Annotated in this window: 23 protein-coding genes and 1 riboswitch; of the genes, 12 read left to right on the plus strand and 11 right to left on the minus strand. The window is 66.7% G+C overall.

Annotation, left to right across the window (positions count from 1 at the left end):
- The first annotated feature begins 167 nt into the window (after nucleotides 1-167).
- Nucleotides 168-266: riboswitch (TPP riboswitch) on the plus strand.
- 72 nt (nucleotides 267-338) lie between these two features.
- Entirely contained in the window at nucleotides 339-2,174 is a 1,836-nt protein-coding gene (thiC, locus tag ACILRB_RS10030) for a phosphomethylpyrimidine synthase ThiC (protein WP_395666155.1), read from the plus strand.
- A gap of 147 nt (nucleotides 2,175-2,321) precedes the next feature.
- Here thiC and phbB read toward each other — a convergent pair whose 3' ends face one another.
- Both phbB and ACILRB_RS10040 read right to left on the minus strand, forming a co-directional pair.
- Nucleotides 2,322-3,047, minus strand: a complete 726-nt coding sequence (gene phbB, locus ACILRB_RS10035) for an acetoacetyl-CoA reductase (protein WP_395666156.1) — start codon at nucleotides 3,045-3,047, stop codon at nucleotides 2,322-2,324.
- Between the two features lie 137 nt (nucleotides 3,048-3,184).
- Nucleotides 3,185-4,357, minus strand: coding sequence for an acetyl-CoA C-acetyltransferase (locus ACILRB_RS10040; protein ID WP_395666157.1), 1,173 nt, complete (start codon nucleotides 4,355-4,357; stop codon nucleotides 3,185-3,187).
- Nucleotides 4,358-4,803: 446 nt separating this feature from the next.
- Between ACILRB_RS10040 and phaR the strand changes: the two genes are divergently transcribed.
- The 7 genes from phaR (at nucleotide 4,804) to ACILRB_RS10075 (ending at nucleotide 13,667) form a co-directional block, all read left to right on the plus strand.
- Nucleotides 4,804-5,391, plus strand: a complete 588-nt coding sequence (phaR, locus tag ACILRB_RS10045) for a polyhydroxyalkanoate synthesis repressor PhaR (RefSeq protein WP_395666158.1) — start codon at nucleotides 4,804-4,806, stop codon at nucleotides 5,389-5,391.
- A gap of 125 nt (nucleotides 5,392-5,516) precedes the next feature.
- On the plus strand, nucleotides 5,517-5,939 hold the full coding sequence (locus ACILRB_RS10050; RefSeq protein ID WP_395666159.1) for a YeeE/YedE family protein: 423 nt from the start codon (nucleotides 5,517-5,519) through the stop codon (nucleotides 5,937-5,939).
- Nucleotides 5,936-6,448: a DUF6691 family protein gene (locus tag ACILRB_RS10055; RefSeq protein ID WP_395666160.1), complete on the plus strand. Its 513-nt coding sequence runs from the start codon at nucleotides 5,936-5,938 to the stop codon at nucleotides 6,446-6,448. Before ACILRB_RS10050 ends, ACILRB_RS10055 begins: the two co-directional genes overlap by 4 nt.
- Entirely contained in the window at nucleotides 6,445-6,780 is a 336-nt protein-coding gene (locus ACILRB_RS10060; protein WP_395666161.1) for a cupin domain-containing protein, read from the plus strand. Before ACILRB_RS10055 ends, ACILRB_RS10060 begins: the two co-directional genes overlap by 4 nt.
- 16 nt (nucleotides 6,781-6,796) lie before the next feature.
- The gene (locus ACILRB_RS10065; RefSeq protein ID WP_395666162.1) at nucleotides 6,797-9,388 is read left to right on the plus strand and encodes an ABC transporter permease; all 2,592 of its coding nucleotides are present in this window, start codon (nucleotides 6,797-6,799) and stop codon (nucleotides 9,386-9,388) included.
- Nucleotides 9,389-9,902: 514 nt separating this feature from the next.
- A complete protein-coding gene (locus ACILRB_RS10070) occupies nucleotides 9,903-11,351 on the plus strand; it encodes a hypothetical protein (RefSeq protein ID WP_395666163.1) in 1,449 nt (482 codons plus the stop codon).
- 810 nt (nucleotides 11,352-12,161) lie between these two features.
- Nucleotides 12,162-13,667, plus strand: coding sequence for an endo-1,3-alpha-glucanase family glycosylhydrolase (locus ACILRB_RS10075; protein ID WP_395666164.1), 1,506 nt, complete (start codon nucleotides 12,162-12,164; stop codon nucleotides 13,665-13,667).
- Between the two features lie 243 nt (nucleotides 13,668-13,910).
- Here ACILRB_RS10075 and ACILRB_RS10080 read toward each other — a convergent pair whose 3' ends face one another.
- Nucleotides 13,911-14,471 (minus strand): TOBE domain-containing protein, encoded by a 561-nt coding sequence (locus tag ACILRB_RS10080; protein WP_395666165.1) that lies wholly within the window; start codon nucleotides 14,469-14,471, stop codon nucleotides 13,911-13,913.
- 568 nt (nucleotides 14,472-15,039) lie between these two features.
- On the opposite strand from ACILRB_RS10080, the gene ACILRB_RS10085 reads away from it, so the two are divergent.
- Both ACILRB_RS10085 and ACILRB_RS10090 read left to right on the plus strand, forming a co-directional pair.
- On the plus strand, nucleotides 15,040-15,342 hold the full coding sequence (locus ACILRB_RS10085; RefSeq protein ID WP_395666166.1) for a hypothetical protein: 303 nt from the start codon (nucleotides 15,040-15,042) through the stop codon (nucleotides 15,340-15,342).
- Between the two features lie 87 nt (nucleotides 15,343-15,429).
- On the plus strand, nucleotides 15,430-16,317 hold the full coding sequence (locus ACILRB_RS10090; protein WP_395666167.1) for a hypothetical protein: 888 nt from the start codon (nucleotides 15,430-15,432) through the stop codon (nucleotides 16,315-16,317).
- An 847-nt stretch (nucleotides 16,318-17,164) separates the two neighbouring features.
- Here the strand turns inward: ACILRB_RS10090 and ACILRB_RS10095 are convergent.
- Complete coding sequence (locus ACILRB_RS10095) at nucleotides 17,165-17,437, minus strand: hypothetical protein (protein ID WP_395666168.1); 273 nt, start codon at nucleotides 17,435-17,437, stop codon at nucleotides 17,165-17,167.
- Between ACILRB_RS10095 and ACILRB_RS10100 the strand changes: the two genes are divergently transcribed.
- A complete protein-coding gene (locus ACILRB_RS10100) occupies nucleotides 17,427-17,747 on the plus strand; it encodes a hypothetical protein (RefSeq protein ID WP_395666169.1) in 321 nt (106 codons plus the stop codon). The genes ACILRB_RS10095 and ACILRB_RS10100 overlap by 11 nt on opposite strands.
- Before the next feature lie 241 nt (nucleotides 17,748-17,988).
- Complete coding sequence (locus ACILRB_RS10105) at nucleotides 17,989-18,207, plus strand: hypothetical protein (protein ID WP_395666170.1); 219 nt, start codon at nucleotides 17,989-17,991, stop codon at nucleotides 18,205-18,207.
- 921 nt (nucleotides 18,208-19,128) lie between these two features.
- Here ACILRB_RS10105 and modC read toward each other — a convergent pair.
- The 7 genes from modC to ACILRB_RS10140 all read right to left on the minus strand — a co-directional run bounded on the left by modC (nucleotide 19,129) and on the right by ACILRB_RS10140 (nucleotide 26,906).
- Nucleotides 19,129-20,175: a molybdenum ABC transporter ATP-binding protein gene (gene modC / locus ACILRB_RS10110; protein ID WP_395666171.1), complete on the minus strand. Its 1,047-nt coding sequence runs from the start codon at nucleotides 20,173-20,175 to the stop codon at nucleotides 19,129-19,131.
- Nucleotides 20,172-20,867 (minus strand): molybdate ABC transporter permease subunit, encoded by a 696-nt coding sequence (gene modB / locus ACILRB_RS10115; protein WP_395666172.1) that lies wholly within the window; start codon nucleotides 20,865-20,867, stop codon nucleotides 20,172-20,174. Before modB ends, modC begins: the two co-directional genes overlap by 4 nt.
- A gap of 82 nt (nucleotides 20,868-20,949) precedes the next feature.
- Nucleotides 20,950-21,738 carry a molybdate ABC transporter substrate-binding protein gene (modA, locus tag ACILRB_RS10120; protein ID WP_395666173.1) on the minus strand — a complete coding sequence of 263 codons (789 nt, stop codon included), beginning with the start codon at nucleotides 21,736-21,738 and terminating at the stop codon, nucleotides 20,950-20,952.
- A 105-nt stretch (nucleotides 21,739-21,843) separates the two neighbouring features.
- Entirely contained in the window at nucleotides 21,844-22,629 is a 786-nt protein-coding gene (locus ACILRB_RS10125) for an ABC transporter ATP-binding protein (protein WP_395666174.1), read from the minus strand.
- Complete coding sequence (locus tag ACILRB_RS10130; RefSeq protein WP_395666175.1) at nucleotides 22,626-23,681, minus strand: FecCD family ABC transporter permease; 1,056 nt, start codon at nucleotides 23,679-23,681, stop codon at nucleotides 22,626-22,628. Before ACILRB_RS10130 ends, ACILRB_RS10125 begins: the two co-directional genes overlap by 4 nt.
- Nucleotides 23,682-23,694: 13 nt before the next feature.
- On the minus strand, nucleotides 23,695-24,723 hold the full coding sequence (locus ACILRB_RS10135) for an ABC transporter substrate-binding protein (protein WP_395666176.1): 1,029 nt from the start codon (nucleotides 24,721-24,723) through the stop codon (nucleotides 23,695-23,697).
- Nucleotides 24,720-26,906: a TonB-dependent receptor gene (locus ACILRB_RS10140; RefSeq protein WP_395666177.1), complete on the minus strand. Its 2,187-nt coding sequence runs from the start codon at nucleotides 26,904-26,906 to the stop codon at nucleotides 24,720-24,722. Before ACILRB_RS10140 ends, ACILRB_RS10135 begins: the two co-directional genes overlap by 4 nt.
- Nucleotides 26,907-26,921: the final 15 nt, after the last annotated feature.

Genomic DNA, 26,921 nt, shown 5'->3' on the forward strand with positions numbered 1-26,921 from the left:
CGCGAGGTCCGGCGCCCGTTCGGCGCCGGAAAAGGTTCGATTAGTCAGGCGCGGCGGACGCCGCCATCGCGCAAAACGACTAGAACCGGGCCTTATCGTCGCAGGCGCGCGCGGATTTGCGCGAGATCAAGCCGGCTTGCGCGCGCCGGCGCGCGGCGCTAGGGTCGGATTTCGCCCTGGGGTGCCGCCAAGACGGCGGCTGAGATCATACCCATCGAACCTGAATCTGGATAATGCCAGCGCAGGGACCGGCCGAAACGCGCGACGCGCCGATGATTCGTCATCCGCCCCGCCGTCCCCCGCCAGCGAAGGCATTTCGGACGCGCGGAGGAGCTCGCATGAACATCCATGACAAGGCGCAGCGGCAACGGCCCGAAAGCGTGACCTGCGGGCCGCTGCCCGGCTCGCGCAAGATCCATGTGAGCCCAATGGGCTGGCCGGACGTTTCCGTGCCCTTCCGCGAAATCGCGCTCGACCCTTCCGCCAACGAGCCGCCGGTTCGCGTCTATGACGCCTCCGGCCCCTACACCGAGGACGGGCGCGGGATCGACCTTTCGGCCGGCCTGCCGCGCCTGCGCGAGCCCTGGATCGCGCGGCGCGAGGGGCTTGAGCGCTATGAGGGGCGCGCGGTGAAGCCCGAGGACAATGGCTCGGCGCCGCCGGACCGGCTCGCTCCGCCCTGCCCCGCCGTGACCGCGCCGCGGCGCGGGCGGCCCGGCGCGCGCGTCACGCAATATGAGTTCGCCCGCGCCGGCGTCGTCACCGAAGAGATGGTCTTTGTGGCGGCGCGCGAAAATCTCGGCCGCGAGACGATGCTTCAGGACGCGCAGGCGCGCATCGCCGACGGCGAGAGCTTCGGCGCCGAAATCCCGGCCTTCATCACGCCCGAATTCGTGCGCGACGAGATCGCGCGCGGGCGCGCCATCATCCCGGCCAACGTCAACCATCCCGAACTCGAGCCGATGATCATCGGCCGCAACTTTCTGGTGAAGGTCAACGCCAACATCGGCAATTCGGCGGTCACCTCCTCGGTCGCCGAGGAGGTGGAGAAGATGGTGTGGGCGATCCGCTGGGGCGCCGACACGGTGATGGACCTCTCGACCGGCCGCAACATCCACAACATCCGCGACTGGATCATCCGCAACTCGCCCGTGCCGATCGGCACGGTGCCGATCTACCAGGCGCTCGAAAAGGTCGACGGCGACCCGACGAAGCTCACCTTCGAGCTGTTCCGCGACACATTGATCGAGCAGGCCGAGCAGGGCGTCGACTATTTCACCATCCACGCCGGCGTGCGCCTCGCGCATATCCCGCTGACCGCGAAGCGCACGACGGGCATCGTCTCGCGCGGCGGCTCGATCATGGCGCGCTGGTGCCTCGCCCACCACCGCGAGAGCTTCCTCTACGAGCGCTTCGACGAGATCTGCGAGGTCATGCGCGCCTATGACGTGTCGTTCTCGCTCGGCGACGGGCTGCGCCCCGGCTCGATCGCCGACGCCAATGACCGCGCGCAGTTCGCCGAGCTCGAGACGCTGGGCGAATTGACGAAAATCGCCTGGGACAAGGGTTGCCAGGTGATGATCGAAGGCCCCGGCCACGTGCCGATGCACAAGATCAAGGTCAACATGGAGAAGCAGCTCAGGGAGTGCCACGAGGCGCCGTTCTACACGCTCGGGCCGCTGACCACCGACATCGCGCCGGGCTACGATCATATTACGTCGGGCATCGGCGCGGCGATGATCGGCTGGTTCGGCTGCGCCATGCTCTGCTATGTGACGCCGAAGGAGCATCTCGGCCTGCCCGACCGCGACGACGTCAAGACCGGCGTCGTCACCTATCGCATCGCCGCCCACGCCGGCGACCTCGCCAAGGGGCATCCCGCCGCGCAGCTGCGCGACGACGCGCTGAGCCGCGCGCGCTTCGACTTCCGCTGGAACGACCAGTTCAACCTCGGCCTCGACCCCGACACGGCGCGGCTGTTCCACGACGAGACGCTGCCCAAGGACGCGCACAAGAGCGCGCATTTCTGCTCGATGTGCGGGCCGCAGTTCTGCTCGATGAAGATCACGCAGGACCTGCGCGACGAGGTCGCGGCCATGGAGCGCGAGCGTGCGAAGGGCATGGCCGAAAAGAGCGCCGAATTTCTGGAGGGCGGCGCGAAGCTCTATGTCTGAGCGGCGCGCGGTCCTGAGCTGAGCGCGCGGCGCCCCTGACGGGGCCGCGCGCCGCCGGCGCGAAAGCTGAAAGGCTGGAGACAGACAAAGCCCGCCCGCGCGAAAGCAGCGGGGCGGGCTCTCCGGCTCCGCGCCTTGCGAGACGCGTCAGGCCATGTACTGGCCGCCGTTGGCGCTGAGCGTCGACCCGGTGATGAAGCCGGCCTCGTCAGAGACGAGGAAAGCGACGCAGCGGGCGATCTCCTCGGGCTCGCCGAGACGGCCCGTCGGAATGAGCGGCAGGATCTTCTTGTCGAGCACGTCCTTCGGCACGGCGCGGACCATTTCGGTGGCGATATAGCCCGGGCAGACGACGTTGACGGTGATTCCCTTGCCCGCGCTTTCGAGCGCCAGCGCCTTGGTGAATCCGATGTCGCCGGCCTTCGAGGCCGAATAGTTCGCCTGGCCGAACTGGCCCTTCTGGCCGTTGATCGACGAGATGCTGACGATGCGGCCGAAGCCGCGCTCGCGCATGCCCTCGATCACCGGGCGGGTCATGTTGAACAGCGAGTTGAGATTGGTGTTGATGACCTCGAACCACTGCTCGGGCGTCATCTTGTGGAACGGCGTGTCACGGGTGATGCCGGCGTTGTTGACGAGAATCTCGACGGGGCCGAGGTCGGACTCGACCTGCTTCAGCCCTTCCGCGCACTGCTTGTAGTTGGAGACGTCCCACTTGTAGACGGGGATTCCGGTCTCCTCCTTGAACGCCGCGGCGGCGGCGTCGTTGCCGGCGTAATTCGCCGCAACGGCGTAGCCCGCCCCCTTCAGCGCCTTGCTGATCGCCGCGCCGATGCCGCGCGTCCCGCCGCTGACCACTGCCACTCGCGCCATGTTCGTCTCCCTATCCGGCGTTGCGCCGTTGTTATCGCGCCTCGCTGACCGCAGGGCGCAGGTTGATGCGATGATTTTCGCCCGGCCTCGCGAACGGGGCCGGGCTCAATGCAATGTGGAAAAACGCCTTCGCGCCCTTAGCGCTCGATGGTCAGGGCGATGCCCATGCCGCCGCCGATGCACAGCGTGGCGAGGCCTTTCTTGGCGTCGCGGCGCTTCATTTCATGCAGCAGGGTGACGAGGACGCGTGCGCCCGAAGCGCCGATCGGATGGCCGATGGCGATGGCGCCGCCGTTGACGTTGACCTTGTCGGGGTCGAGGGCGAGGTCCTTGCAGACCGAGAGCGACTGCGCGGCGAAGGCCTCGTTGGCCTCGATGAGGTCAAGGTCGGAGACTTTCCAGCCGGCCTTTTCGAGCGCCTTGCGCGAGGCCGGAATCGGGCCCGTGCCCATGATCGCCGGATCGACGCCCGCGGTCGCCCAGGAGGCGATGCGGCCGAGCGGCTCAAGGCCGCGCTTCTGCGCCTCTTCGGCGGTCATCAGCACCACCGCGGCGGCGCCGTCGTTGATGCCCGAGGCGTTGCCGGCGGTCACCGTGCCGTCCTTGTTGAAGGCCGGGCGCAGCTTGGCCAACGCGTCGAGCGTCGCGCCCTGGCGGATGAACTCATCCTTGTCGAAGGTGACGTCGCCCTTCCGCGTCTTGATGACATAGGGGAGGATCTCGTCGTCGAAGCGGCCGGCCTTCTGCGCCGCCTCGGCCTTGTTCTGCGAGGCCACGGCGAAGCGGTCCTGCTCGTCGCGCGAGAGCTGCCATTTGACGGCGATGTTCTCGGCCGTCTGGCCCATGTGGTAGCCGGCGAAGGCGTCGGTCAGGCCGTCGGTGAGCATGGTGTCGCCGAGCTTGAGCTCGCCCATCTTCACGCCGGAGCGCAGATAGGCCGAATGCTGCGCCTGCGACATGCTCTCCTGGCCGCCCGCCACGACGATCGCGGCGTCGCCCGCGGCGATCTGCTGCATGCCGAGCGCCACCGTGCGCAGGCCCGAGCCGCAGAGCTGGTTGACGGCGAAGGCGGTGCGCTCGGCCGGCACGCCGGCCTTCATCGCGGCCTGCCGCGCGGTGTTCTGGCCCTGGCCGGCGGTGAGCACCTGGCCGAGAATCACTTCGTCCACCTCGCCCGCGTCGACCTTGGCGCGCTCCAGCACGCCCTTGATGACGGCGGCGCCAAGCTCATGAGCGGGGACGCTGGCGAGGGCTCCGTTGAAAGAGCCGACGGCGGTGCGCGCCGCGCTCACGATGACGATATCTGACATTAGGCACATCCTCCTTGGGCCCCCGGTCAGCGGCCGGCGGCAAGCTGAAAGCGTTCTTCATTGCGTTGTCACGACGCCCGCCACTGGTTTATCGCGGCGGCTGCGAAAAAGGGAGGGAAAAAATGGCCTCCAAAGGCCTTACGGGCGGTCCGGAGCGCCGCCCCCCTCGCCTGCGCCCGAAACGTCCGCCCGAAACGCCGGCCGCGCCCGCCGCCGCGCCGAGAATCCTTGAAAATAACTTGACCCGCGGGCTTGCTTGCAGGCACGCTTCCCGCACAATTACGGAGCGGGCCCGAACGTCGAGCCGGACCGCCCGTGGCGCGCCAGGGCAAGAGCGTCGACCGACCTCGAGCGCCGCGGACGGCGGCGTGAAGGGCACTTCAAGGGGAGCTAAGCTGATGGCGCATTCGGCTCAACTGGCGAGCTCCGCAGACAGGCGAGCGACCATGGCCACCGACAAGCAGCCGATCACCATCAAGAAATACGCCAACAGGCGGCTCTACAACACCGGCACCAGCGCCTATGTGACGCTCGAAGACCTCGCCGGGATGGTCAAGAAGGGCGAGGACTTCGTGGTCTACGACGCCAAGAGCGGCGAGGACATCACCCGCTCCGTGCTGACGCAGATCATCTTCGAACAGGAGGGCAAGGGCGGCCAGAGCCTTCTGCCCATCGCCTTTTTGCGCCAGCTCATCCGCTTCTACGGCGACAGCATGCAGATGCTGGTGCCGAGCTATCTCGAATTCTCGATCGACAAGCTGACGAGCGAACAGAGCAAGTTCCGCGACAAGATGGCCGGCGGGCCGCTGCAGCAGGGCGTCGGCCCGAGCTTCGCCTCGCTCGAGGAGCAGGCGCGCAAGAACATGGCCCTGTTCAGCCAGGCGCTCAGCATGTTCAGCCCCTTCGTGCCGCAGCTCCCCGCGCATGAGGAGCCGGCCGAGCCGGCCCCCGCCCCGCGCAGCGACATCGAGGAGATGAAGCGCCAGCTCGAGGAGATGCAGAAGAAAATCGAGGGCATGGCCTCGAAGGACTGAGCGCCGCGCAGGGCCGGCGCCCCAAAAGCCCCGCCGCGCCCGGATTGACCCGAATATGATTTGGGCCGCGCCTGCGGTTGGACTACATTGCGCCGCATGACCCACCGTGCGGAGACACTGAAGCGTTGAACGCGACCTATCTTCACGCGCTCGCGGGCGGGGCGCTCATCGGCCTCGCCGCGGCCGCCTATCTGCTTCTTCTCGGCCGCGTCGCCGGCGTCAGCGGCGCGCTCGGCGCGGCGCTCGCCTTCAGGCCGCAAGAGGGCCTGCGCAATCTCGCCTTCCTGTTCGGCGTCTTCTGCGGCCCGTTTCTTTATTACATGGTCTTCGGCGGCGTCCCGACGGCGCGGTTCGAATCGTCCTATCCGGTCCTGATCCTCGCCGGCCTGCTCGTCGGCTTCGGCGCGCGGCTCGGCTCGGGCTGCACCTCCGGCCATGGCGTCTGCGGCCTCGCGCGGCTGTCGCCGCGCTCCTTCGCGGCGGTCGCAACCTTCATGGCCACGGCGATCGCCACCGTCGCCCTCATGAACGCGGCGGGCGTGAAATGAGCGGCCAACACGCTCCCCTCGGCGGCCTCGCGGCGAAATCGCTCGCCTCGCTGTTCTGCGGCCTCCTGTTCGGCTTCGGCCTCTCCCTTTCGGGCCTCATCGATCCCGCGCGCGTGCGCGGCTTCCTCGACATTTTCGGCGCCTTCGACCCGACCCTCGCCTTCGTCCTCGGCGGCGCGGTGATCGTGTCCTTTCTTGGCGTGCGCGCCGCGCGGACCCTGCCCCGCCCCGTGCTCGACGACCAGTTTCACACGCCCGGCAAGGGCCGGATCGACGCGCGGCTCATCGCCGGCGCGGCGGTCTTCGGCGTCGGCTGGGGCATGGCCGGAATCTGCCCCGGCCCGGCGCTCGCCGGCCTCGCGCTCGGCCTGCCGAAATTCTTCGTCTTCGTCGTGGCGCTCGTCGCCGGCGTTCTTCTGCATGACCGGGTCTTCGCGGCGAGGCGGGCCGCCCCCCCGCTGCGGAGCGGGACGGCGATCGACGCGCCGCGCGACGCCGTCGACGCATGAACGCGCCGCCCGCCGTCGCCAATCTGTTCGACCTCGCCGGCGTCTCGCCCGCGGCGGAGGATTTCGCGCCCCTCGTCGCGCGGCCCGGCCTGCGCATCGAGCGCATCGTCTCGCATGGCCAGGCGACGCCCGAGGGCGAATGGCTCGAGGAGCCCTACGCCGAATGGGCCGTGCTGCTCTGCGGCCGCGCCGGCCTGCGCTTTGAGGGCGCGGACGAGCCGCTCGCGCTCAAGCCCGGCGACCATCTGTTGATCGAGGCCGGCCGCCGTCATCGCGTCGAATGGACCGACCCGTCGCAGCCGACCGTCTGGCTCGCCGTGCACCACGCCTGACGCCATGGCCGCCGAAATGTTCGCGTCCCTCGCGCAGGCCCTTCGGCTCCCCTCCGCCCTGCGCCTTCCGCTCGCCCTGCGCCTCGCCCTGCGCGAGCTGCGCGGCGGCTTTTCGGGCCTCTATGTGCTCGTCTTCTGCCTCGCGCTCGGCGTCGCGGCCATCGTCGGCGTCGGCGCGCTGTCGCTGTCGCTCCGGGACGGGCTCGCGCGCGAGGGCGCGGCGATCCTTGGCGGCGACCTCGCCGTCGAGCTCGTCCAGCGCGCCCCGAACGGCGCGGAGCGCGCGCTCATCGAAGGCGCCGGCCGCGTCTCCGAGATCGTGATGATGCGCGCCATGGCGCGGGCGGCCTCGGGCGAAGCGGCGATGGTCGAGATCAAGGCGGTCGATTCGGCCTACCCTCTCGCCGGCGCCCTCGCGCTCGATCCGCCGGAGCCGCCGCAGGCGGCGCTCGCCGCGCAGGGCGGCGTGTTCGGCGTCGCCGTCGACCCGGCGCTGCCGCCGCGCCTCGGCCTCAGGCTCGGCGACGTCATGCGCATCGGCGAGGGGCGCTATCGGCTCGAGGCGCTCGTGACGCGCGAGCCCGACGAGCTCGCCAGCGGGATCGGCTTTGGCCCGCGCGTGCTGATGAGCATGGAAGGGCTCGAAGCCTCGGGGCTGGCGCGGCCCGGCGCTTTGTTTCGCCATGTCGCGCGCGTGGCCCTGCCGCAGGACGGTCGCGCGCCGGCGTCGGACGCCGCCGTGCGCGCCGCCGCGCAAAGACTTCGCGCCGCCGCGCCCGAGGCCGGCTGGGAGATCCGCACGCGCGACAACGTCTCGCCGCAGTTCTCGCGCAATCTTGACCGCTTCTCGCAGTTTCTGACGCTCATTGGCCTCGCCGCCCTGATCGTCGGCGGCGTCGGCGTCGCCAACGCGGCCGAGGCCTATGCGCTCAGGAAGCGCCGCGCCGTGGCCGCGCTGAAGACGCTCGGAGCCGGCGGAAGCTTCGTCTTCTCGCTCATGCTGACCGAGGTCATGCTGGTCGCGCTCGCCGGCGTCGCGCTCGGCGCGGCGCTCGGATCGGCCTTTCCATTCGTCGCGGCGGGCCTGTTCGGCGCGCTCCTGCCGTTTCCGCTGGCGCCGGCCGTCCATCCCGCGGCGATCGCCGAGGGCGCGCTTTACGGGCTCCTGACCGCCTTCGCCTTCAGCGTTCGCCCGCTTGGCCGCGCCCATGACGCGCCGGCGCAGGCGGTGTTCCGCGAGAGCGTCGAGGACGAGGAGGCGCGCCCGCGCCTGCGCTACCGCCTGCTCGCGCTTGGCGCGGCGGCGCTGCTTGCGGGCTCGGCCCTCGCCCTGTCGGACGACCGCAGGATCGCGCTGGTCTTCGTCGGCGCGATCCTCGCCGCTTATGGGCTGATGCGCCTCGCCGCCGCCTTCGTCACGGCCGGCGCGCGCCGCGCGGGGCGGCTCGGGCCCGCGCCGCTGCGGCTCGCCCTCGCCAGCGTCCGGCGCCCCGGCGCGCTCGCGCCGGCGCTCTTGCTGTCGCTCGGCCTCGGTCTCGCGCTCATCGTCGCCCTCGCCCTCGTCGACGCCGGCGTCCGCGCGGACCTCGCCAGCGGGCGCGGCGGAAAAACGCCGAGCTTCTTTTTCCTCGACGTGCCGGGCGGCGAGGCCGAGGCCTTCGCCGCTTTCGTCAAAGCGCGCGCCCCGCAGGCCGAGCTCGCGCTCGCGCCCATGTTGCGCGGGCGCATCACCCGGCTCGCCGGGCGCCCGGCCGAGGCGGCGAAGCCCGGAGACAGCGCCGCCTGGGCGCTGCAGGGAGACCGCGGCCTCACCTTCGCCGACGCGCCGCCGCCGGGCTCAACGGTGGTCAAGGGCGAATGGTGGCCGAAGGACTACGCCGGCCCCCCGCTCGTCTCGCTCGAAGACCGCGTCGCCGAAGGGCTCGGGCTCGACGTCGGCGACGAGATTTCGGTCAATGTGCTCGGCCGCACGCTGACCGCGCGCGTCGCCAGCCTGCGCAAGGTGCAGTGGCGCGGCATGGGCCTCAATTTCGTGCTGGTGTTCTCGCCCGGCGCCTTCGCCGGCGCGCCCTACAATATGGTCGCGACCCTCACGCCGCCGGCCGGCGCCTCGCCCGAAACGGAGACGGCGCTGTCGCGCGCGCTCGCCGCCGCCTGGCCGTCGGTCACGAGCGTGCGGGTCAAGGAGGCGCTCGACGCGGCGGGCCTCGTCGTCGACAAGCTCGCCGCCGCCGTGCGCGCGGCCTCGGCCTTTTCCGCCGCCACGGCGATTCTCGCCCTCGCCGGCGCGATCGGCGCGCGCCAGAGCGCGCGCGCGCGTGAGGCCGCCATCCTCAAGACGCTCGGCGCGACGCGCGGCCGCATCCTCGCCGCCGCCGCCTGGGAATTCGGGCTGCTCGGCGCGGCCGCGGCGCTCGCCGGGGCGCTGATCGGCGCGGGCGCGGCCTTCGCCGTCGCGCGATGGGCCATGGATCTCGATTTTTCGCCCGACTGGCGGATCGCGCTCGCCGCCGCCTTCGCCGCGCTCGCGGCGGTCCTGGCGCTTGGTCTTGCGGCGTCTTTACGGGCGCTGTCGCTGCCGCCGGCGCCCGTCCTGCGCGAGCTTTAAGCCGGGTTTTCGCCACGCCGCGCCCGCCGGCGCGCAAGGCCAAATTCAAGAATTATCAAGAATTGGCGGACGACGCTTGACGAGACCCTCCCCGCCATACAGATAATCCCGCGTGTCGCGATGCAAGCCTCACAATCGAAACGAGCATTGTGCAATCACGCGTTTGTAAATTTAAGTCCCGCGCTTCATTCCTAGCCTTGACCGAAAGGGTTCGCCCTGCGCCAAGACAAACACAAAGCCGAACACGAACCGGAAAAACCTGTTCGGCGACGTTCCCCGGAAATGAGGTCAGGGGCGAAGCCGCGCCCATGCGCCAGGACCAAAAGCGCCGCGCCGTAAAGACAGCCTCGATCGCGGCTGGCCCGCAGGGCGGCGCCGCCCAGGCGGGGGGTGGAGACAGCTAAGATCATGCCTATTTCCTTGCGGGCCGACAAAGATTTCCTTGCGATCCTCGCCGCGCGGAGCCTCTCCGCCCGGCTGTGGCCGGGGAGGCATGTTCGGGAGTCGGCCTGCCATGCGCGTCGCGCCTTCGATGGAGCTTGAAGTTTTCGACGGGCGCCGCAAGGCCACGCTCCCGATGCGCGCGCTGCTCAACGCCGTTCCGGGCTCTTTTCTGCTCGTCGCGCCGCCAGCCATCGCCCTGCTGTTCTGGCTTCTGCCGTTCAACAGACAGAACGCCGACGCGCTGACGATCATGTTCGGCTGCATCGCCGCGCTTCTGCTCATGATGATCGCCAATCTGTGCGACGCCCGGCCGCGACCGATCCATCTGCTGACCTGCATATATCTTATCTTCTACTTTCTTCTGCCTGGCTATTTCCATGTGGCCTATGGGCAGTATCCTTTCTTCCAGGCCGGCTATTCTCCGGCCCAGGTGCTGAACGCCGCGATCGTCGTCGCCGTGTTCATCTGCTGCTTTTTTCTCGGCTACAGCGTCCAGATCGCCATCGGCGACTGCGCCCGCCGCGCCGTGCCGCACCGCCTCATGCTCGCGACCCTCCTGTGCGGCGTCACCGCCCTCGTCTGCGCGGCGGCCGTCGGCTTCGGCACGTTCCTTCAGACGATCCGGGAGGCGAACGCGCTGCAGGCCGCGGGCAGCGTCTCGCCGACGCCGTTCAAGCTCGTCTTCGGCGCGCTGGCGCGCTCGTCGAGCTTCTTTGGATTCCTGTTCGGCGTCTTTCTCTACCGGATTGAAAAGAGCGCGGGCAATCTGTTCGCCGCCCTGTTCGGCGCGGGCGTGTTTTTCCTCCTGAACTCGCCGCTCGCCGTCACGCGCTTCATTCTCGGCAGCTATATCATCTCGACCTTCCTGGTCCTGACCAAGTTCAGCAGGGTCCAGAAATTCATCATCGCCGCCGCCCTCATTTCGGCGCAGGCCGGCCTTTTCTCCTATATCAGCTACCTGTCGCGCGGCGATCTTTCGGCGAGCTTCACATGGTCGCCACTCGAAGAATTCACGAAAAGCGGCGACTTCGACGGCTTCCAGTCGACGATCAACGTCGTCGCGATGCATGACGAGCTCGGCGGAAAAGGCGGCGTCAACATCGCCTCGGCGCTGTTTTTCTTCGTGCCCCGGCCGTTGTGGCCGGAAAAATCGGGCGGCACGGGCGGCGAAGCCGCGCTTTTCTTCGGCTATCCGATGTATAATATATCATCGCCGCTGCCGTCGGAGTTCTACATAGATTTCGGCATTCCGGGCGTGATCGTCTTTTCGCTGCTGTTTGGCCTGCTCATCCGCATGGGCGACGACCGCTTCGCGTTCTACAAGGAGCGATCGGACTATCTCGGCCAGATCATGATGGCGACGGTCGCCTCCTATATCTTCATCATCCTGCGCGGCTCGCTCGTCGGCACGCTCGGGCCGTTCATGGTGTCGATCGCGCTCGCCTTCGTTTGCCATCGGCTCGTCTGCGTCCCGGCGCCGGCCGCGACATTTTCAGGCGTCGCCGCGCGGGACGGGTGAGCGGCGCTCCCTTTCCGAAAAGACATTCGCGCGTCATTCACGCCGCGCCCTTCGTCGGCGAAGGCCGTGTTTCGTCGCTGGATCGCCCTGCGGCATTACGCCGCAAATGCCATAACCCGCGCCCGAGTCTCCCTCGCCCGCCGCTCCCTGCGCGCGTCGCGCTCAAGCGCCGCCGCCGCAGGCCGCCCGCTCTTGCGCGACGTTTTTTTGGCGCAAGCCCCACACAAGCGGAACGATTTTTACTGCTCGTGCGATTCCATAGGTTGTAGGCGGCTGACGGCCCGGACCAAGATGACTAGTGACGTTTTTCAAAATTTACACATTACAGACAAAATTCCGTTTTACGCCTGATCCTCGACGGTTCGGCCGGGGGGATTTCTAGTCGAATCGCAAAAGGACCACGGCGAAGGGGAAAAGCCGGTTATGTCATGCGAGACGAAAGCTAAGTCATCTTATGTTCCGAGGGGGTCGCGATCGCGCGTCATCGAAGGCGCGGCCGCTTTCTTACTTGCCCTTATGTTCCTGATCCCGAACCTTGCTTCGAGGGCCGTCGCCGCGGACCAACCATTCGCGGCCCTGTCGTCAGACGAAGTCCTGAATTCGTCAAAGAACGTGTTCGCCCATTATGTCTTTGCGCCTCTTCAGACGCAGCAGAACGATTATTGGCCGAACAGCACCTGCATGTACTACATTATTCCGAAGAATACGCCGAATTCGGCCGGGAACCAGCGTCTCTGCCCATCGCCTTCGCCGAGTTCCGGCTCAGCTTCAACTTACATTATTGACAATCTGAAGGCCGAAATCGTCCGCATGATTGCGCGCGGCATCAACGGCATCGCGATCAATCTGTTCTCGACCTGCGACTGGTCGCAGTCGGGCGCGAATTGCGGCGGCAATCCGGGCAGCGGAGGCAAGGCCGGCTATCCCGGCGCGCTCATCAACGTGCTGCGCGCCGCGGCGGCGGTCGACAAGCGCTTCAAGGTGCTGCCGATGCCGGACATGACGGCCGGGATCAAGCCGACCGACCTTCCGAACATGTGGACCGCGCCGATCGACGGCACCACGATTTACAACCACCCCAACATCTATCGCTGGGCCGATTCGAACAATTATCCGCAGCTCTCGCCATTTTGCACCGAGTGCTTCCCGGCCTCGCAATATGCGACCGCCCTGTCGGTCATGAAGTCGAACGGCACGCCTGTTTCCTGGGGTCCCGTGTTCGGCAGCGGCGGCTGCAACGGCCAGGCCAACGGCTGCACCTTCTCGTCCTACGCCAGCCTGCCGACCGCGACGCTCAACGGCATGCATGACGTCAGCACCGACCGCACGAGCGCCGCGCGCGTGCTCGCCAACGTCGGCGGCGTGTCGAAAGGCGCGCCCTATGGCGGCGGCACGAAGATCAACTGGACCGGACCGGTCAAGCTGTTCGGCGGCATGGGCCCGCAGGCCTATCAGAGCGCCAGCGGCACCGTCTATGAAGCCCATAACAGCGAAGCCTACCGCGCCGCCTGGGAGTCCCAGATCGCGCTCGGCTCCGCCCTCGGCGACGTGATGATCTTCACCTGGAACGACTACGGCGAGGGCACGGCCATCGCGCCGTCGCAGAACCAGTACAATCATCCCTCGATGGGCTTCTACGATCTCACGGGCTATTACACCACCTGGCTGCGCAAGGGCTCGCCGCCTGAGATCACCGACGACGCCATTGTCTATTTCTACCGTCGCCAGAGCTATTCGGCCGCCCATAACGCGACCATCTCCGGCCTGTCGAAGCGTCCGACCATCCCCTCCTGGAACCTGCCGGCCTATGACGAGATCGAACTCGTGGCCTTCGTGAAGGACGACGCCGAGATCTGCATCTGGGACGGCAAGAAGCTGACGACGATAAAGGTCAAGAAGGGAATGAACGTGCTTCGCGCGCCCCTCGTCGCCGGATCGCCCCAGTTTTTCGTCTACCGCAACAGCGTCAAGCTCATCGACGTCAAGGGCTGGCCGACCTATGGTTCGGGCCAGATCCCGGCGGGCTCGGTGTCGGGCCTCACCATGTGCTCCAACTGCTTCCCGGCCGGCATTCCCGACCCGATCTATTACAGCGGCAGCACCTTCAACTGGAGCAACGGGGTCGCCCTCAACGGCTCCGACATGAGCAGCGTGGCGCTCAACCCGGCGACGCCCGCCGCCTGCGAAACGAAGTGCTGGAACGATTCGAGCTGCAAATCGTGGCAGTTCTCGTCCTCGGTCTGCAAGCTCAAGAACGGCTCGCCGCGCGAGAGCCTCGCCAAGGGAGTCGCTTCGGGCCACAAGCTGCGCTTCTGAGCGCCGCCTTCGCGTGCCGAACGCCTTGAATGAAAGCGCCCGCAAGGTCCTCCTTGCGGGCGTCTTCGTCTGGGAGCCACGGGGCCTTCACGACGTGCGGGCGCTTCGCCGGAGCGCAGACGTCAAAACGAGGCCTGGCGATCAGGCGACGCTAGCGTTTTCAGTAAAAGTTGCAGACTTTTACGTTAAGAAAATGCGTAAAAACAAGATGTTAGAGCATGCTCACGACTCGATGAACGCGCTCTAGAGGGTAGGATTGAAGACGATCGGCGCCGACATCATGCGCTCGTCGAGCGCCGTCGCCTTGACCATGGCGAAGACCAGCTCGCCGGACTTCAGACCGAGTTCGTCGACCGCCTTGCGCGTCGCCGTCGCGGCAAGCTTCTCCCCGCCTTCGAGCGCGAGGGAAATCGTGACCGACGGGCCGCCGTCCGCCTCGATCGACAGCACCGCGCCCGCGAGGATGTTGCGCGGGCTCAGCCCCTTGGGCGGCTCGACGGCCAGGATGACGTCGCTTGCGCGCACCGAGATGTTCACCGCGCGTCCCATGGGCCTGACCGCGCCGGCGACCCAGATCGAGCCCGCGGGATGCTTGAGCTCGGTCAGCCCATAGACGGGATCCTCGCGCCCCACCACCGCGGTCAGCGCCGACGCGCGCTCGAAACGGTCGTCCTCGAGCGCGACGTCCGCGCTGAACGCCTCGTTCGGCGCGCGCGCTAGAGCATTTTCAGCAAAAGTTGCAGACTTTGCGTTAAAAATGCGTCTAAAACAAGTAGTTAGAGCGCATTCGGCAGATCGACTCACTGAATGCGCTCAAAGCGCCAAAACCCGACGCCGGCCTCCGCAAGGCGGGATAAGCGGACGCGCGGCTTTGGCTTCGGGGCGCGCGAAGCCTCTTCGGGCGTCAGGCCTCCTCACCGTCCCGTATAGGCGCAGATCATCGCATAAAGATTAAAAACACCTTTATCTTGCGGCGCTTGACTATATCGCGCCGCGCCATACAAATAATCGCTCGCGTTGAAATCGGCGCGATGCATTTTTGAGCGCGCGTTTTACAATCACAAGGTTGTAATCTTCCTTCGCAGCTTACGCATCCGGCTTCGCCGGAACAACCGCATGATTCGCCGACGCTGGCGTCGCCTCTGCGGCTCGTCAGCCAGCTTTCTGGACAAGTTTCGACGCAGGCGGGGGAATAGTTAGATAATGTCTATTTTCCTTGCAGGCCGCCAAAGTTTTCTTCGCGATCTTCGCAAGGCCGCGCGGGCGGCTCGCGTCCGTCGCCGCGCCATATTGAGGAGCATCTCCGCCGTGCGCATCGCGCCTTCGATCGGGATTGAGGTTTTCGGCGCCCGCCGGAAGGCCTGCTCTCCCCATGCGCTCGCTTCTCAACGCCGTGCCGGGCTCGTTTCTGCTGGTCACGCCGGCCGCCATCGCGCTTCTGTTCTGGACTCTGCCCTTCAGCCGTCAATACGCCGATTCATTGACGATCCTTTTCGGCTGCATCGGCGCCCTGCTGCTGATGCTCATCGGCAATCTATGCGATTCCCAACCGCGGCCGATCCATCTTCTGACCTGCATATATCTCATCTTTTACTTCTTGCTTCCTGGCTATTTTCATGTGGCCTATGGGCAGTTTCCTTTCTTTCAAGCTGGCTATTCTCCGGCCCGGTGCTGAACGCCGCAATCGTCATCGCGGTGTTCATCTGTTGCTTCTTTCTCGGCTACAGCATCAACTCTCATCGGCGACGCCGCCCGCCAGGCCGTGCCGCATCGCCTCGCGCTCGCGACGATTCTCTGCGCTCTGACCGCGCTCGTCTGCACGCGACCGCGGTCGGATTCGGCACCTTTTTGCAGACGATCCGGGAATCGAACGCGCTGCCGCGGGCACGACGTCGCCGACGCCCATGAAGCTCGTTCTGGAGGCGCTGGCGCGCTCTTCAGTTTTCTCGGCTTTCTGTTCGGAATTTTCCTCTATCGGACCGAAGAAGGCCGGCGTACTTGTCGCTCTGTTCGGCGCGGGCGTTTTCCTGCTGAACTCGCCCCTCGCGGTCGCGCGCTTCATTTTCTCGGCAGCTATATCATCTCGACGTTTCTCGTCCTGTTCAAGTTCAACAGAATTCAGAAATTCATCATCGCCGCCGCCCATATCGGCGCGCAGGCGGGCTTGTTTTCCTACATCAGCTATCTGTCGCGCGGCGATCTCTCCGCAAGCTACGCCAGGTCTCCGCTCGAAGAATTCACGAAGAGCGGCGACTTCGACGGCTTGCAGTCAACCATCAACGTCGTCGCCATGCATGACGAGCTCGGCGGAAAAGGCGGCGTCAGCATCGCCTCGCCCTTCTTTTCTTCGTGCCCCAGCCGTTGTGGCCAGAAAAATCCGGAGGGACAGGCGGAGAAGCCGCGCTCTTCTTCGGCTATCCCATGTATAATATTTCTCGCCCTTCCGTCGGAATTCTATGTCGATTTCGGCATACCGGGCGTGATCCTGTTCTCCCTGCTGTTCGGCCTGCTCGTGCGCATGGGCGACGACCGTTTCGCTTTCTACAAGGAGCGGTCGGATTATCTCGGACAGATCATGATCGCGACGATCGCCTCTATATCTTCATTATCCTGCGCGGTTCGCTCGTCGGCACGCTGGGGCCGTTCATAGTTTCGGTCTCTCTCGCCTTCCTGTGCCACCGCCTCGTCTTGCGCGCCCGTCGTCCGGCGGGCGCCGCGAACAAACGCCTGAGCGCTCGGGACGCCTGACGCGCTTCGAACATTCGAGACGTAAAACGCGCGCTCGAGGCTGCGCCGCGACTGCCCGGCTCGGACGCGGCGCGCCGCAAGGGCCGTCTCGGCGGCGGTGAGCCCTGTTGCGACGTTACGCCGCAGGCCCGCAGAACAGCGCGGATTCAACCCTTCCGTCGCCGGTTTGAAGCTCTTTTTTCGACGTCATGACCGCCTTTTGAGCGGTCGCGCCCTCTCCGTAGAGGCGCGCGGCGTGGCGCAAGGCCCGCGCAAGCGGAACCAATTTTTTACTGCTCAGGCGATTCATAAGATGGGCTGCCAGGCGCGCCAAGCCCTGGATGATTAGTGACGTTTTTCAAAATTTACATTACAGACAAAATTCCGTTTTACGCCGAGCCTCACCGGTTCGGTTAGGGGATGATCTAGTCAGATCGCAAATGTGCCACGGCGAAGGGAAAGCCGGTTATGTCATGCGAGACGATAGCTAAATCATCTTGCCAGGCGACGCGTCGAGGGGCGCGTGTTCTCGGGCGCGTATCCTTGTTTTTACTCGTTCTTATAAGTCTGGCCGCCAATTTTTCATCGCGCGCCCTGGCCGCAGGGCAGCCTTACGTCGCCTTGACCACAGACGAGGTTCTTAATTCTTTCTAAGAATGTATTTCGCGCATTATGTTTTCGCGCCTCTTCAGACGCAGCAGAATGATTATTGGCCGAACAGCACCTGTGTATTATATTATTCCGTCCAATACGCCGAATTCTGCCGGCAATCAGCGGCTTTGTCCGTCGCCGTCGCCGTCGTCCGGCTCGGCTTCAACCCCATCATTGACAATCTGAAGGCTGAATTCGTCCGCATGATCGCGCGCGGGATCAACGGCATCGCGATCAATCTGTTTTCGACCTGCGACTGGTCGCAGTCGAGAACCAATTGCGCCGGCAATCCGGGCAGCGGCGGACGGGCTGGCTATCGGCGCGCTGATCAACGTGCTGCGCGCGGCGGCGGCGGTCGACAAGCGCTTCAAGGTGCTGCCGATGCCGGACATGACGGCCGGGATCAAGCCGACCGACCTGGCGAACATGTGGACCGCGCCCATCGACGGCACGACCATTTACAAGCACCCGAACATCTATCGCTGGGCTGATTCGAACAATTATCCCCAGCTCTCGCCCTTCTGCACCGAATGCTTTCCGGCTTCGCAATATGTGACCGCCCTGTCCGTCATGAAGGCGAACGGCACGCCGGTCTCCTGGGGCCCCGTGTTCGGCAGCGGCGGCGCGCAACGGCCAGGCCAACGGCTGCATCTTCTCGCCCTACGCCAGCATCCCGACGGCGACGATCAACGGCCTGCATGACGGCGACACGGACCGCACCAGCGCCGCGCGCGTGCTCGCCAATGTCGGCGGCGTGTCGAAAGCAAGACCTACGGCGGCGGAACGCCGATCAACTGGACCGGCGCGGTCAAGCTGTTCGGCAGCATGGGCCCCAAGCCTATCAGAGCGCCAGCGAAACCGTTTTACGAGGGCCATAACAGCGAAGCCTATCGCCGCCGCCTGGGAATCCCAGATCGCGCTTGGATCCGCCCTCGGCGACGTGATGATCTTCACCTGGAACGATTACGGCGAAGGCACCGCCATCGCGCCGTCGCAGAACCAGTACAACCATCCCTCGCTCGGCTACTACGACCTCACGGGCTATTACACGACCTGGCTGCGCAAGGGCGCGCCGCCGAAATCATCGACGACGCGATCGTCTATTTCTATCGCCGGCCAGACCTATCGCCTGGCCGCCAATAGCGCGACCATCTCGGCCTGACCAAGCGGCCGACCATTCCATCCTGGAATCTGCCGGCCTATGACGAAATCGAGCTTGTGGCCTTCCTCAAGGACAACGCCGAAATCGGCATCTGGGACGGCAAGCTGACGTCCATGCAGGTCAAGAAGGGAATGAATGTTTCGCGCGCCTCTCGTCGCCGGCTCGCCCCAGTTTTTCGTCTACCGCAACAGCGTCAAGCTCATCGACGTCAAGGGCTGGCCGACCTATGGTTCGGGCCGGATCCCGGCGGGATCGGTGTCCGGCCTCACCATGTGCTCCAACTGCTTCCCCGCCGGCATTCCCGACCCGATCTATTACAGCGGCAGCACCTTCAGCTGGAGCAACGGGCGTCGCGCTCAACAGCTCCGACATGAGCAGCGTGGCGCTCAACCCCGCGACGCCTGTCGCCTGCGAAACGCAGTGCTGGAACGACTCGAAGTGCAAAGTCGTGGCAGTTCTCGTCCTCGGTCTGCAAGCTCAAGAACGCCTCGCCGCGCGAGACCCTCGTCAAGGGCGTCGCTTCGGGCCACAAGCTGCGCGTTCTGAGCGCCGCCTTCAAGGGCGTCGAGCGGAACGCAAAACAGCGGCGTAATTGGAGCGAAAAGCCGATGGGTTTTCGCTCCAATTTCCTGTTGAGGCGTCTTCGCCTGGGAGCGCACGGGATGATCACGAAACCCGCGGTCGTTTGGACCGGAGCGCAAGACGTCAAAACGCCTGCGATCAGCCGCCGAACGGCTCCGCGCGCCCGCAATTTCCAGAGCGCATTCAGTAAAAGTTGCAGACTTTTACGTTGTTTAAATGCGTTTTCTTCATGCGAAAGTCTGCAACTTGCTCACGACTCGATGAAGCGGCGGCGTTAGAGGTTGGGATCGAAGACGATCGGCGCCGACATCATGCGCTCGTCGAGCGCCGTCGCCTTGATCATGGCGAAGACCAGCTCTCCCGGACTTCAGACCGAGTTCGTCGACCGCCTTGCGCGTCGCCGTCGCGGCAAGCCGCTCGCCGCCTTCGAGCGCGATGGGAAATCGTGACCGTCGGCCCGCCGTCCGCCTCGATCGTCAGCACCGCGCCGGCGAGCGTGTTGCGCGGGCTCAGCCCCTTCGGCTGCTCGACGGCCAGAATGACGTCGCTCGCGCGCACCGAGATGTTCACCGCGCGTCCAGCCGGCCTGACCGCGCCGGCGACCCAGATCGAGCCCGGCGGATGCTTGAGCTCGGTCAGCCCATAGACGGGATCCTCGCGCCCGACGACCGCCTTCAGCGCCGAGGCGCGCTCGAAACGGTCGTCCTCGAGCGCGGCGTCCGCGCCGAACGCCTCGTTCGGCGTGCCGATCTTCTTGACCTTGCCGTTCTGCAGCACGACGACGCGGCTCGCGAGCCGCACGACCTCCTCGACCGCATGGGACACATAGACCATCGGAATATGGAACTCGTCGCGGATGCGCTCGATCAGCGGCATGATCTCGAGCTTGCGCGACATGTCGAGCGCCGCGAGCGGCTCGTCGAAGAGGAGCAGTTTCGGGCAGGACAGGAGCGCGCGGCCGATGCCGACGCGCTGGCGCTCGCCGCCCGAGAGCCGCGCCGGCTGGCGGTCGAGGAGCTTGGTGATGCCGAGCGTTTCGACCGCCGCGTCGAAGCCGAGCCGCTCCGCGCCCTTCGGCGCGAACCAGCGCCCATAAAGCAGGTTCTGGCGCACGCTCAGATGCGGAAAGAGGTTCGCGTCCTGGAACACGACGCCGATGCGCCGCCTGTGCGGCGGCTCGAACACGCCCTGCTCGACGTCGACGAGCGGGCGGCCGTCGAGCCGCACATAGCCGCGGTCCGGCCGTCTCAGCCCGGCGATGACGCCGAGCGTCAGCGACTTTCCGCATCCCGACGGGCCGAAAAGCGCGGTGATCCCTTCGCCGTCGCCGAAGGCGACGTCAAGCTTGAAGGACTTGAGGTCCAGTCCGACGTCAACCTCGATCATTCGAAACTCGCCACCCGCCGGTCGGCGTAATGTTGCACCAGCTCGGAGGCCATCAGCGCCGCGAGCGCGATGACGACGGCGACGAGCGTGAGGCGCATCGCGCCTTCGTCGCCGCCCGGAACCTGGGTGAAGGTGTAGATCGCGGCCGAAATGGTCTGCGTCTCGCCGGGGATGTTGGAGACGAAGGTGATGGTCGCGCCGAATTCGCCGAGCGCCCTCGCGAAACCGAGAATGCAGCCGACGACGACGCCAGGCGTCGCGAGCGGCAGGGTGACGACGGCGAAGGTCCAGAGTTTGCTCGCGCCGAGCGTGCCGGAGGCGAGTTCGAGACGGCGGTCGACGTTTTCAAACGACAGGCGCATGGCGCGCACCATCAGCGGAAAGCCCATCACCGCGCAGGCGAGCGCCGCGCCGGTCCAGCGGAAAGCCAGCACGATCCCGAGGCTTTCGAGAAACGGGCCGAAGGTTCCGCGCCGCCCGAACAGGATGAGGAGAATGAAGCCCGTGACGACCGGCGGCATGACGAGCGGCAGGTGGACGAACCCGTTGAACAGCGTCTTGCCGGGAAAGCTCCAGCGCGCCAGCGCATAGGCGGTCAGAATGGCGAAGGGCAGGCTCGCGACCGTGGCGACGATCGCGATGCGCAGCGACAGGAAAATCGCAGTCCATTCGCCGGGCGAAAAATCAAACACCTGCGCCTCTCTCGCGGCGCCGCGGCGCCGCCCGAAGACCGTGGCCGACGGCCGGCGCGCTGCGCCAGCCGTCGCCGACGCCTTATTTCGCCAGGATCGAGAAGCCCTGGCCGGTCAGGATCTTGGTCGCCGCCTGCGAAGACAGGAACGCGACGAAGCTTGCGGCTTCGGGATTCTTCGACTCTTCGAGAATCGCCACCGGATAGACGATCGGGGCGTGGCTGTCGGCCGGGAACACGCCGACGACGCGCACCTTCGGCTCCGACTTCGCGTCGGTGGCGTAAACGATGCCGAAAGACGCCTCGCCGCGCGCGACGAGGGCGAGCGCCGCGCGGATGTTGTCGGCCTGGGCGAGCTTCGGCTCGGTCTTCTCCCAGACGCCAAGCGCCGTCAGCGCCTGCTTGGCGTAGACGCCGCCGGGACAGGAGGCGACGGAGCAGACGGCGATCTTGCCGTCCCCGACCGCGCCGGCGAGGCCGAAGCCCTTTTCGATCTTGAGCGAGGTCTTTTTGTCGGCCGGCTCGATCAGCACAAGCTCGTTGCCGAGGAAGCTGCGGCGCGTGCCGGGCCGCAGCAGCTTCGCCTTGTCGAGATAGTCCATCCACTGCAGGTCGGCAGAGATGAAGACGTCGGCCGGCGCGCCCTGCTCGATCTGCTTGGCGAGCACGGCGGACGAGCCATAGACGATCGCGGGCGCCTTGTTGCCCTTCTCGACCCACGCCTGGGCGATGGAGTCGAGCGCCGTCTTCATGCTCGCCGCCGCGAAGACGTTGAGCGTGGCCGGCGCCTGGGCGTTGGCCGCGAGCCCGACGCAGGCGAGAGCGAAGGCGAGCCCACAGGAAACAAGCGCTTGTCGCGCGCGTGGAAACATTTCGATGCTCCTTCAGCGCCGCCGCAGATCAAGCTTGAGCGGCGGCGTCGCCATACCGTATGCTATAAGATACTGTATATCTGAAACGTCAAGAGTTCGCGCCGCTCAGGAGGCTTTCTGCGCGAACGCCGTTTCGGCGAGCCCGCCGACGGAGGCGATCCGCACCCCGTAGAGGTCGAAGATCGCCTCCGGCGTGACGATTTCGCGCGCCGCGCCCTGCCGCAGCGTCGCGCCCCCCTTGAGCAGAACGACCCTGTCGGCGGCGGCGAGCGCATGGTCTGGATGATGCGTCGTCATCAGCACGCCGAATCCATCGTCGGCGAGGCGGCGCAGCGTCTGCAGCAGGACGATCTGGCGGCCGAAATCGAGGCCGCTCGCAGGTTCGTCGAGGATCAGCACGCGCGCCTCCTGCGCGAGCGCGCGGGCGAGCAGAATCATCTGCCGCTCGCCGCCGGAAAGCTCGGTGTAGCGTCGCCGCGCGAGATGAGCGACGCCGAGATCGGCGAGCGCGCGCGCGGCGAGCGCGCGGTCGTCGTCGCTTGGCGCGCGAAACAGCCCGCCATGGGCGAGCCGCCCGAGCAGCACGACGTCGAGCGCAAGATAGGGAAACGCCGCCGCATGGGCCTGCGGCGCATAGGCGAGGCGACGCGCGATCTCGCGCCGGCTCAGGCGCTCGAGCGGATCGCCGCCCGCGAAGACGCGACCGCGCGAAGGCCGAAGCAGCCCGAGGCCGAGCCGCAGCAGCGTGCTTTTGCCCGCGCCGTTGCCGCCGAGCAGCGCGACGAGCTCGCCCGCGCAGACGCGCAGACTGGCGTCATGGATGATCTCGCGCGCGGAAAAGGAAAAGCCCACATGATCGAGCTCAAGGAGCGCGGGCAAGGCGGCGCTCACGCGGCCCAGCTTCTGCGCGCGCGCGACAGGGCGAGGATGAAGGCCGGAATGCCGAGAAGCTCGGTCAGGACGCCGATCGGAATCTCGACGGCCGCCGCCGAGCGCGACACGGCGTCGGCGCCGATGAGAAAGACCGCGCCGAAGGCGGCGCTCGCAGGAACGAGACGCGCGTTCGCCGGCCCGACCACGAGCCGCGCGAGATGCGGGATGAACAGCCCGATCCAGCCGATCATGCCGGCGAGCGACACGGCGAGAGAGGAGACGAGCGTCGCCGCCGCCACGACGCCCAGGCGCAGCCGCTCGACCGGCACGCCGAGCGCCCTCGCCTCGTCGTCGCCCATGGAAAGCGCGTCGAGCGCGCGTCCGAGCGCCATGAGCGCGACGAGGCCGGCGACGATCGGCGGACCCGCCGCGCGAAGCTGCGCGAGATCCGCCGCGCCAAGGCCGCCCATGAGCCAATAGACGATGGCGGGCAGCTGATTATAGGGATCGGCGACATATTTCAGGACCGTCAGCAGCGCCGTGAACAGCGCGCCGCTGACGAGCCCGCCGAGCACCAGCATGATGATGGAAGCCTCGCCGAACAGGCTCGCGACGCCGACGCCGACGAGCGCCGCCGCGACGCCGCCGCAAAAGCCCGCGATCTGCATGACGAGCCAGCCGGCCCCGAGCATCAGCGCCGCGACGGCGCCGAAAGCCGCGCCGCTCAACACGCCCAGAATGTCGGGCGAAACGAGCGGATTGCGAAAGGCCGCCTGATAGGCCGCGCCCGAAACCGAAAGCGCGGCCCCGACGAGCGCGGCGGAAAGGACGCGCGGCAGACGGATCTCGATCACCACATTGGCGAGGATGTCGAAATCATCCGGACGCGGACCTGCGCCGACGCCGTAGAGCAGAAGCCGGCCAATGTCGAAAAGGCCGATGGGGTAGCGGCCGAGCGTCAGGGCGAGCGCCATGGCGAGCGCGACGAGCAGGACGAGCGCGGCGGCGAACAGCCCCGCCCCGGCCGTCGCGCGCGCGGACGACGGCGCGGCATGGTCCTGCGTCGTCAAGCGCGCCTCCGCGTCATTGCAGAAGGCGCGCGGCGCGCGCGCCGTCGATGTCGACATGGAGGAACAGCTTGTAGAAGCGCCGCGCCTCGGCCTCGACGTCGAGCGGATAAAGGTCCGGATAGAAGGCGTTGGCGAGCCATTGCGTCCCGAGCGCCTGCATGAAGCCCGGCGGGCGGTCGATCCAGTTGAAGGGCGCGCGGGGAACGAAAAGGACATGGCCTTCCGCCGCGGCCCTCACGGCGCGCCAGCGCGGCGCCGCCGCCGCCTCGCCGAAGGCGCGCTCCTGCGCCACGATCAGGTCGGGCGCGGCGGCGGCGATCTCTTCGAGGCTGACGCGCTCCATGCCGACGAGCTGCGCCTGCCGGCAGCGGTGGATGTTGTCGCCGCCCGCGCGGCGGATCGCTTCGGAATGAATCGAGGAGTCGCAATCCGTGGCGAGCCCGTCGGCGCTTTCGGCGTAATAAACCTTCACGCGACGCTCGGGCAGACGCCGCGCCAGCGCGTCGAGCCTGTCGAGCGCGCCCCGCACATAGGCGGCGAGTTCGGCGCCGCGCGCCGGGTCGCCCAGAACCTCGCCCATCAGCTCGAAGGCGCGCGGGTAATCCTCGAGGCTGTCGAGCTTCAGGACGACGAGCGGAATTTTCGCCTCGGCGAAGCGCTTTTCGAGCGCCGCGCCGTCGAGGAGCGGATTGGACCAGGCGACGGCGAGATCAGGCTTCAGCGCGATGACCTGCTCCATATTGGTCTGCTGGCCATGCCCCATCATGTTGCCGAAGACCGGCAAGCCGCGCGCGGCGGGCGCGACGAGCGCTTCGGCGTCGCCCGGCAGCGGCAGAAACGGCGGAAAATTCCAGCCAAGGAGCGTGGTCGGCGCGAGCGCATAAACGACGAGGCCGACCGGCGGCGCCGTCGTGTAGACGCGCCGGATCTCGTCGGGAAGCGTCACGCGCCGCCCGGTCATGTCGACGATCTCGCGCGCTTGCGCGGCCGTGGCGCAACAGGCTGCGGCGAGCGCGAGAAACGCGCAGACGAGCCGTCTCACAATTTCACCGCGATGCGGCCGACGACGGCCCGCGGCGCGCCCGGATAATAGAAGGCGCCGCCGAGCGCCGACTGCTGATAGTAGCCGTTGTTGATGAAGCCGATGTAGCGCGCGTCGAACAGATTGGTCAGCGCGACGCTCGCCTCGAGCGTGCCGTAAGGCATCGCATAGCTGTAGGCGAGATTGAGGTCGACGGTGGCGTAGCCGGACACATATTGCGTCTGCGCCGTGTCGCCCCAGCGGCCGCTGACGAAATTGACGACCGGCGTCGCCGAAAAGCCGTTCCAGCGCCAGGTTCCGCCAAACGACGCCGTCCATTGCGGCACGTTCGGCAGTTGCGTGCCGACCACATTGGCCGCGGCGACGGTCGCCGCCGAAGCCGTCGCCAGAACGGGAAGGTTCTCGACGAACTGGTTGCTCGTGTAGCCGACGGCGGCGAAGAAATCGAGATCGTCGCGCGGGCGCCAGCGGCCGAGCAGCTGTCCGCCGGCGTTGCGGGTCTCGCCGACGTTCTGGCCGTAGGAGACTCCGACGCCGTTGTCATAGACGACGTTGCGGTTGCTGCTTCGCGAGAAATAGCCGGTCGGCTCGATCGAGACGTCGCCGAAGCCGTCGAAGGCGTGGGTCCAGCGGAAGCCGAAATCGACCGCCGCCGTGGTTTCGAGCTTGAGCTGTCGCCACAGTTGGTCGGCGCTCAGCCCCGCCGCCCGGAACGCCGCGACGTTCTGCTGATAGGCCGGCCAGACGTCATAGGACGGCGCGCCGTAATTGCCGCCGACGCTGCCGCGCAGCTGCAGCTCGGGCGTCAGATCGTAACTCAGCGCCATGTAGGGCAGGAAGGCGCCCGACATCTTGCTTCCGACGCTGTTGGCGGCGACGACGCCCGAAGAGGCGGCGAGAGCGGCGTCATAGTCGAGCGCGCCGACGCCTGTCGTCGAATAGGCGTTGATGCCCGGCATGTCGTTCCAGACATAACGCGCGCCGGCTTCGAGCCGCGCGCCGCCGAAGTCGTGGTCGAGCTGCGTGTAGACGCTTTGAAACCGGTTGCGGCTCGTCTCCTGCGCCAGAATCGCCCACATCGGGCTCATGAGCCCGCCCGTCGCGGTCGGCGCATAGGTCTTCCACGCGGTCGGCGGCCCGGGCAGGCCGAGCGAGGTCAGCCAGTAGCCGCCCTTGATCTCGCTCGCGCCGAAACGCCCCTGCGCTTCGGCCGTCAGACCGTACCAGTTGTGGTCGATGCGCCAGTCGCGCACGCGCCCGGAGCCGAGCGCGTCCCAATAGTCGCCGTTCTCATTGGCGAAAAAAGGCTTCACCACCACGCGCAGATTGTCCGTGAAGGCGTAGCTCAGCTCCGCCAGGGCGAGCCATGTCGCGAAGGACTGGCGGTTGTTCCTGTAGTAATTGTTGAGCGCGGCCGGATCGTTCGAATAGCCGTAATATTGATAGGCGGCGAGATTCTGCACCTGCGTGTAGGTCAGCGGCCGGTAGGTGTTCTGCCTCATGTCATTGTAGAGGAGAAACGCCTTGCCCTCGAAGTTTTCGATCCTGGTCGAGAGGCCCGCCGAGATGTTGACGTTTCCGTTCGCCCCGTCGCCCGGGCCGCGCCACAGATCGGCGTCGGTCCAGGAGCCCGAAACGAAGACATTCGTCGTGCCGTTGAACAGATCGCCCGAATCGACGCGGCCGAAGCTGCGCAGAAAATAGGACGAGCCGAAGCTCTGCGAGAATTCGGCGCCCGCCTTCTTTTCGGGCCAGCGCAGCCGCATGTCGAGCACGCCGGCGTTGGTGGTGAAGGAGCTGACGTCCGACGGAACCGGGCCCTGATACAGGCGGATCGAGCTCACGTTCTCATTGGAAAGAAGCGACAGGAGGCCCGGCCCCGGGTTGACGCCGGCGATCGGCAGACCTTCGATCGTCAGATTGTTCGCGCCATGTTGCGGCGTCTCGCCGCGCACGCGAAATCCCTTGCCGCTCCCTGGAATGTTGGCGAGGCCGAAAGCGTCGATCGCCGGCGCGTCCACCGACGGCAGGATCGAAACGGCGCGATAGGGGTTCGCCGTGCCGCCCGGATTTGTGAGGTCGATGATCGTCGGCCCGACCTCATAGACGGTCGAAGGCGCGTCGACGGCCCCGATCGTCTGCGTCGCCGCGCCGGGCGCGCCGTCGACCATGACCGGCGGCAACTGGGCCTCGGGGGG

The organism is Methylocella sp., assembly GCF_044226135.1.
Lineage (GTDB): Bacteria > Pseudomonadota > Alphaproteobacteria > Rhizobiales > Beijerinckiaceae > Methylocapsa.